Below are 7,683 nucleotides of genomic sequence, written 5' to 3'. Positions count from 1 at the left end.
CGGAGAGTATTATAAACATAATGATTAACGCTGCCAGAAGAACAAGGAGAACCGTAAATACAGTCGTTACTATATAGGAGATATTCTGGGACTGCATGGTTTTATTATTTGAAATCAAAACGGTTGTAAACGGAGTAAGGCTGCTTCTTGATGAATTATAGGAATAGCTGTTTGAAAAATGTTCCGTGTTCCCCTTTTGTATATTTTCTAATACGGAATTCAGTTGTTCATCGGAAATCACATATCCATCCTGTTCAAATGGGTAGACGATGTTATTATCGGAATCCAGTATCAATATTTCTTTCTCATTGGAAAAAGTATTTTGTGTACATATATCAACCAATACACTGTATGGCACCTGTATCTCTACCAGAGTGTCTCTGGTTATGGCGTTATCAGAAAAATTCTTGCATACCGAGAGGACGGTTCTAGATGAACTGTTCCAGTCATTTAAGTGGGGACCGTAATACAGTGTGGAAGTATCTGCTTCTGTCAATAATTCTACAGCCCTGTTTTCTTCCAGTGTCTGGGCGATCCGCTCCCGGTCACTTAGATAAATTCCAGTATAGTAAAAATAGCCGCATTCGCGGTTATATAACATCACGTTGGATATAATCGGTGAAAACATCATATTGATCAGTGTTTTCTGTATGATCCGTTCCTGGGAAAGCTGTTCCATATATTCCCGGGATGAAGGTTCCGGTCCGGAAGCATTCAGGGAAGAAATGATCTGTTTTAATGAGTCATTTTTTGTGATTGAGGTTGCGGCTATATTCATTTGCTCATAGAGGGAATCTACCTGAGCGCTTACCCGGTCCAAAACAATCTGAGAAGAAGATATTTCAGTAGATTTTGCATTTCGGATAGCAGTGGTGGAAAAAAGGAGAGATACAATTAATGCGAGGCAGATAAAAAGACTGCCTACAGAAAAAAATAACCTTAATTTAAATTTTCCTTTTGTTTTATTTTTCATCATCACAATATATTCATGTAATAAGTTTTCATCTGTCTAACTGTTTAAACAGTTTTACTTATTTCCTTTCCTTGATCTCGCTATGGAGTATTGTTTTCCGGATTTTGCTTACTTTTTTCAATCTCGAAGCTTTGAGCGCGGACTTCGTTTTTATTATAACAAAGTTCTTGTTTAAAAAACAGTAAAAAAGCCGGATGTCAAAAAATTATAAACCAGGCTGACAAAAAAGTACATACCAAATGTTTAGCAGGATTCTTATAATGAATACCATAGAGCTGCCGGTATATGGCAGAAAAGGAGGTGTTGGGGATTTTACATAAGCAGTAAATAGGAAACTTACAAAGATGGAAGGAGAAACGAATGAAAAGGAAGATAGGAAAAAGATTATTATCGATGTTTTTAAGTGCAGGCATGCTGGCAGGAACGGTTCTGCCGGCAGCAGCGAAGCCTGAGATGGATTCTAAAGATGCAGCGGCACAGATTGTGGTGGATTACAATACCAGTATTGGAACCGGAAGCCCCATGATTTTCGGTGGACTTGGAACACCCGTTTCAGAGAGCAAGGCATGGAAAAGCCTGACCCGGGAAACGGGGTTAAAGGTAATGGGCGTAGATGTGGATCTGTCTAAACTATTCCCGGATGGTACCGATGCAGATTCGGCGGTACTGGAATCCTATACCCATGTGGCAGGGGGAATTTTAACAAGAATAGAAGGGGCAGGCATCAGAGCTTTTATCACGTTTGACCACATGCCCTCCTGGTATGCAGATACACCGGATAAAGCGGGAGCATATGCTGGAATGGTGGAGACATTTTTAGCTGCAGCTAAGGCAGATTACCAAGACAGTATCGGATATGTGGAGTTAAAACCGGAGATGTCCCTTAGCGCTGAGGAATTCACCAATGCTTATTATCAGGCGGCTGAAAAGGTCAGAAGACTGCTCCCTGAAGTACAGATCGGAGGAATGGGGTATGAGCTGAAGGATAAAAATGATTCCCTCAGTACTGCACCCAATGTTAAGGCGGCACTGAATGCCTATGAGGGCAAGGATGAATCCCTCCTTCAGTTTGTATCTTTCAAAGCTTATGCTGCAGATCCTACGACGGATTGGAAAAATGACGTTTTCGGAGAATTTAAACCCGGAAGAAAAGCAGTCAGAGCAGCCCTTAACAATGCAGATATGCCTCTTTTTCTAACCGGATGGTCGTCAGTGGATAAGGGAGAAAATAATCCGGACGGAACCATCACCGGTGCAGACGGAATCAAGTATCATTCTCTGGCATTATTTAAGGCAATGCGTGACGGATGGGACTTGGTGCTGTTTGACGGGTCCGTAGATGATCGGACAAATCCAGGAAGCTATATGTACACAGAAACGGATGGAACGGTTACGCTGAATCCATTTACGAAAGCTTATAGTTTGCTGAGCGGACAGATGGGATTGGGAGAAGGTGAGTTTAAGGTCGTATCCACCGATATGGGCAGCAGCTGGCCTGTGGACGATTCCATCGCAATGATTAATTCCGGGAATGAAGCCATGATGCTGCTGACTAATTTCGGGGACCAGCCCAAGCAGAATATCAGTATTGAACTGCAAAATGTGCCATACGAAGACGGTATCGTCACATTGAAAGGATATGCTGCCAATACTGGTCAGGAAGTATCCAAAGAAGTGGTATCTATACCGGATGTCTCGGTTAACAACGGAATTATTACGGCAACTCTTCCCATCATACCTGCAAAATCAGCTATGGGGCTGGTAGTAAAAGGCGGAGTAAAAAGAACCCTGCCGGCGCAGGCAATGTATGAATTTGAAAGCCAGGATAATCATTTTGGAGGCAGCACAGAAATTTCCTGGACAACCGGAGCTTCTTTTAACCGTACAGTAAAGGGCTTTGGAGGAGCGGATAATTTTGTTACGCTGCGCAAAGTTGCAGCAGACGGAACAGGTACCTATAAGGCACACCTTTACGCATCACCTTCCGGGAATGTCACCGGTACAAAAGTAAGCGTAAACGGTGGAGAACCCATGGACATTGATGTATCTGGTATTTCATTAACGAATGATGTTTCGTTCGATATTTCTCTGGAAGGGGGAAATCAGAATACCATCAAGTTCTATACAGAATCCGGGGATTTAAGGCCGGACAGACTGGTTTTAGAATCAGGCGACATTGCACTGTCCATTGGTATCCAGAATCTGAATACACTGGAAAAAGAAGGAGATGCCTATGTTCTGCCAAAGGTTAAGCAGGATTTTGTCATAGATGCAAGAATTTTCCCGGCATCTTCAGCTACGGGAAAGACGCTGGATTTTACTTCTTCAGACAGCGATGTGGTTTCGGTTAATGAAAATGGACTGCTTACCCCACATAGGGAGGGAACGGCTGAGATTACGGTAGGAATCAGAGGGGAAGCGGTTACCGTTTCATTTCCATTGATCATCAAAAATTCCATTGCATCCGTATCATTGACACCGAAGACAGTAACGCTGAAACAAGGAGAGAGCCAGACACTTACCGCTGCCATTGTACCGTCAGATGCGGAAAATAAAAATTTAACATGGGAATCTTCCAGACCGGATATCGTCCGTGTAACTCCCGGGACAGATGGGACGGCTCTTGTTACCGCTGCCGGAGAGACCGGCGACTCTGTTATAACGGTTATTACAGAGGACGGGAACAAAAGAGATACTGCCGCAGTTAATGTGGTCGAACCGGTAGAAGGGGGGACCGTAACAATTGATTACGGGAATACCATTGCAACGGGTTCACCTAAAATTTTTGGAGTAACTCATTATCCCAGCCTGGATGGGGAAGATTCGGACATCGGAGACCATTCTCAGGTATGGCCAATGCTGACAAATGAAGCAGGAGTCAGGTTCATGAGAGCGGATGCGCGACTGCAGGAAATTCTGCCCATCTGGACAAAAACACCGGATACGGACTGGGCGCCTGCAGACGGAACCCAGGGCTCTGACCAGCCATCTTATGTGCGGTCCGATTATTATTATGTTCCAACGCCGGATGGATCTGAAAGAAACAGGTTTACCCTGGAAAGATACCGGGCGGATATGGACTATTATAAGCAGCGGGGAGAATATCTGAATGGTCTGTCTAATCCCGAGAACTGGAATACCGGCAGACTGCTGCGCTGGGTGAAAGAGGCTAAAGCCCAGGGATATGAAGTGATGGTAATGACCTTCCAGATACCGGAATGGCTGTCGGCAGGAGTTGTTACCGGAACGGCACATACGGAAAAGGTATGTAATGGTGCTCCAAAGGATTGGGAAGTTTACCGGGATATTATTAAGAAAGTATACCTGATGTTAAAGGCAGAGGGAATTGACAGCTATGAGTTCCTGAATGAACCACATTGGTATGTACCTCAGGGCGGCGACCAGAGAGATCCCCAGGGGAATCCCTATACATCAGGCAACAGGCAGAACCTGATTGCCGCAGACCAGTTCTATCAGGCAATTGATGCCATCTATGAAGCAGAAGGAGGCAGCAAGCCGGAAATTAAAATGGGTGGCGGCGCTGATGACAGCTGGGGTGGCAGCTATGGTGTACTTGGAACGATATTATCGGAAAAGTATGAAAAATGGTTTGACAGAATTGACTTTATTTCTATTCATAAATACGGAGAGCGTCCGGCGAATCAGGATAACGGCAATCAGGGAGCCAATTCCAGAAACGCAAAGTACTGGCTGAGAAACAAGCTTGGAAGAGAGGTGCCTCTTTACTTAAATGAGTATAATGTCAGCACCGGACAGCCTGTAAATGAAACTTACGGATATAAGAGTACAGGGTGGCATGCCAGAAATCTCATTGATATGATGACAGACCAGTATGAGGGCGGCGGATACTATACCTGCTATCCCGCAGATGTGCCTATGGATGATTATGAGGCGAGTGCAGGCTGGATAGAGCGGGGTAAAGGCATGTATACCTGGAATCAGGGAGATCCTTATCTGGCTAACTTTACAAAAACCTGGGGAATGTTATCCGTTAATCTGGGGCTTGGTAAAGGATACTTTGATGTGAAATCCAGTTCTATCCAGGGAGGCATGACACAGAGCGCAGGTGCTGTAAATGCAGACGGAACCCCGGTAGCACTGATCAATAACTATACCGCAACCGCTTATGACAACACAAAAGTGATTATGAAAAATGTTCCTTTTGCGAAAGGCGCAGAGATAACTGCCAAAATATATCCCTATACCTATGATTCGGATATCAGTCATTTTGAAGCACAGATAATTACCGTATCCCAGGACGGAACTGCAGAAGTCGTGATACCGGTTATAGACGGATATGGCACGGCAGGCATCGTCTTAGAAGGGGAAATAACAGCTATCCCGGATACTACTTATGAATTTGAGTCTTATAAAAATAACCTGTCCGGTACCGCTAAGATCATGGAGCAGTCTGCCATGTCCAATGAAAGATATGTGGAACAGATGAATGGACTGGCTAATGCAGTAGAGATTCCCGTTAACAGCCAAAAAACCGTAAAAGCTATTATGGAAGTGAGTTATTCCGGTACGGGAAACCTGACTTATATTTTGGATGGACAGGAGCAGACCATAGCGCTGCCTGGTGGAAGCAACAGTGTTAATTTCCAGGTGAATCTAAAAGAAGGCATAAACCGGATTTCGTTTTTTACGGACCAGCAGGACATCCGTATGGATAAACTGTTTAAACAGGAATTAAACAAGGAAGAACTGCAAAAGCTGGTTAACAGAGCATTTACCCCAGAAGGATATACGGATAAGAGCTGGAATGTCTACGAAGAAGCGAAAGCCGGGGCACAGGCAGTGCTGGATAAGGAAGATGCATCCATAGAAGAAGTGGAAGCAGCTTATATCAAACTGTCAGATGCTATTGATGCACTGGTGGCAATGGTGGATCTGCCGGCACTTATAGAGGAAGCACAGGCAAAAGACGCCGGTTTGTACACAACGGAGTCATGGCTTATTTTCGCTAAAGCACTGGCGGATGCAAAAGAAGTAATGGCGCAGCCAGACGCCTCACAGGAAAGCCAGGTAGAAACCTACTATATATTGCAAAAGGCAATGGAAGCCCTTATAAAACTTCCATCAGGAACCGAGAATATGCTTTCCGGAAAAGAGGCTGTTACAAATTCTGAACTGGAAGTGGAAGGTACGTTAAATGCCACGGATGGAAACCGTTCCTGTTCTTACAATGATCCTTTTATACAGATTGCGGCAATTGGGGAAGACAACGGACAGCCGGATACCTGGGAACCGTCTTATCTGCAATATGATCTGGGAGCAGAACGCCAGATCGAGAAAATGGATATTTACCGCACCTATTACGCAGACGGGAATGTGGATATCCGGTGGTTAGACTGCCGGGTTGAAGTGAGTTCAAATCCGGAATTTCCGGAAGGGGAAGTTCAGCTTTTATTTGGACCGGAAGATGTAGTCTCTAAGCCCTATCAGGAAACACCACAGGAAATAGTTCCGGATACGCCGGTAACAGCCCGGTATATCCGTATATACGGAAAAGGACATACCTGCAGCTGGGGCAGCAGTAATAAGATCAATATTTCAGAAGTAGAAGTATTTGGCAGCGGCGCTGCAGATACCTCCGTACTAGAAGCCATGATAGCGGAAGCAGAGCAGATAAAGGAAGCGGATTATACTTCGGAAAGCTTTGGCAGATTTTTAGCAGAACTGGAGCGGATCAGAGAGATTCTGGGAAATCCGGACCGGAACCAGGCAATGGTGAACCAGGGAGCTGCTGATCTTGATCGTATCATCCGTCAATTAGTGAAAAAAGCGGACTTTACGTCACTAAACGCTGCAATCGACCAGGCAGAGCAGATAGCAGGAGAGCAATATACACAAGAGAGCTATGAGGCGGTGGCGGCAGCCCTTGAAACAGCGCAAAGAATTGCTTCTGATGAGTTATCCCCACAGACAGCGGTAGATCAGGCAGAGGCAGACCTCAGGGATGCTATGGGAAGATTAGTGCCAAAGGCAGATTTTACAGCCCTGAATAACCTGATCGCAGAAGCAAAGAGCAAAATCGAAACAGACTATACCCTGATCAGCTATCAGGAAATGAGAAAGGCATTGGAAGCAGCCCAGAGAACTGCAGAAGATGGATCTGCTTCACAAGCAGCGGTAGATGAAGCGGCAGCCGGACTTAAAAAAGCATTGGATGAGCTGGTATATGTTCCTAAAACTGACTTTACAAAATTAAATGCTGTAATTGATCAGGCAAAACGGCTTGTAAAAGCCGATTATACGGATGCCAGTTATCAGGTATTAGCAAACGCACTGAAGAATGCACAATTGGCTGCTTCAGATAAAGTATCTGACCAAACCAGAGTTGACAGTGCTGCTGCAGCATTGAAAAGGGCAATCGACAGTCTGAAAAAGCGCAGCAATGCAGCGATTAAGATAAAACAAACAAAGTATAAAAAGACCTATGGCAGCAAAGCATTTTCTCTGGGCGCCCGGGCAAACTGTAAACTGAAGTATAAGAGCAGCAATACCAGGGTCGTTTCTGTGAACAGCAAGGGTAAAGTGACGATAAAGGGGTCCGGCAAGGCAGTAATTACCCTCACCGCTTCGGCAAAAGACTTTAAAACAGCCGTGAAAAAAGTAACGATTACCGTAAAACCAAAGAAAGCTTTTATCACCAGTTTGAAATCACAGAAGAAAAAGACGGCAGC

2 protein-coding genes are annotated in these 7,683 nt (G+C 44.7%); one reads left to right on the top strand and one right to left on the bottom strand.

Annotated elements, in window-relative coordinates:
- Window positions 1-976, bottom strand: a 976-nt coding sequence (locus tag ACH2DQ_RS08460) for a cache domain-containing protein (RefSeq protein WP_395026365.1), incomplete at its 3' end; no start/stop codon positions are given.
- 357 nt (window positions 977-1,333) lie between these two features.
- On the opposite strand from ACH2DQ_RS08460, the gene ACH2DQ_RS08455 reads away from it, so the two are divergent.
- A partial coding sequence (locus ACH2DQ_RS08455; RefSeq protein ID WP_395026363.1) for an Ig-like domain-containing protein occupies window positions 1,334-7,683 on the top strand: 6,350 nt, incomplete at its 3' end.

The sequence above is a fragment of the Robinsoniella sp. genome, assembly GCF_034124845.1.
Note: the sequence above shows the minus strand (reverse complement) of the source record. Positions and strands in the feature narration are given on the sequence as shown.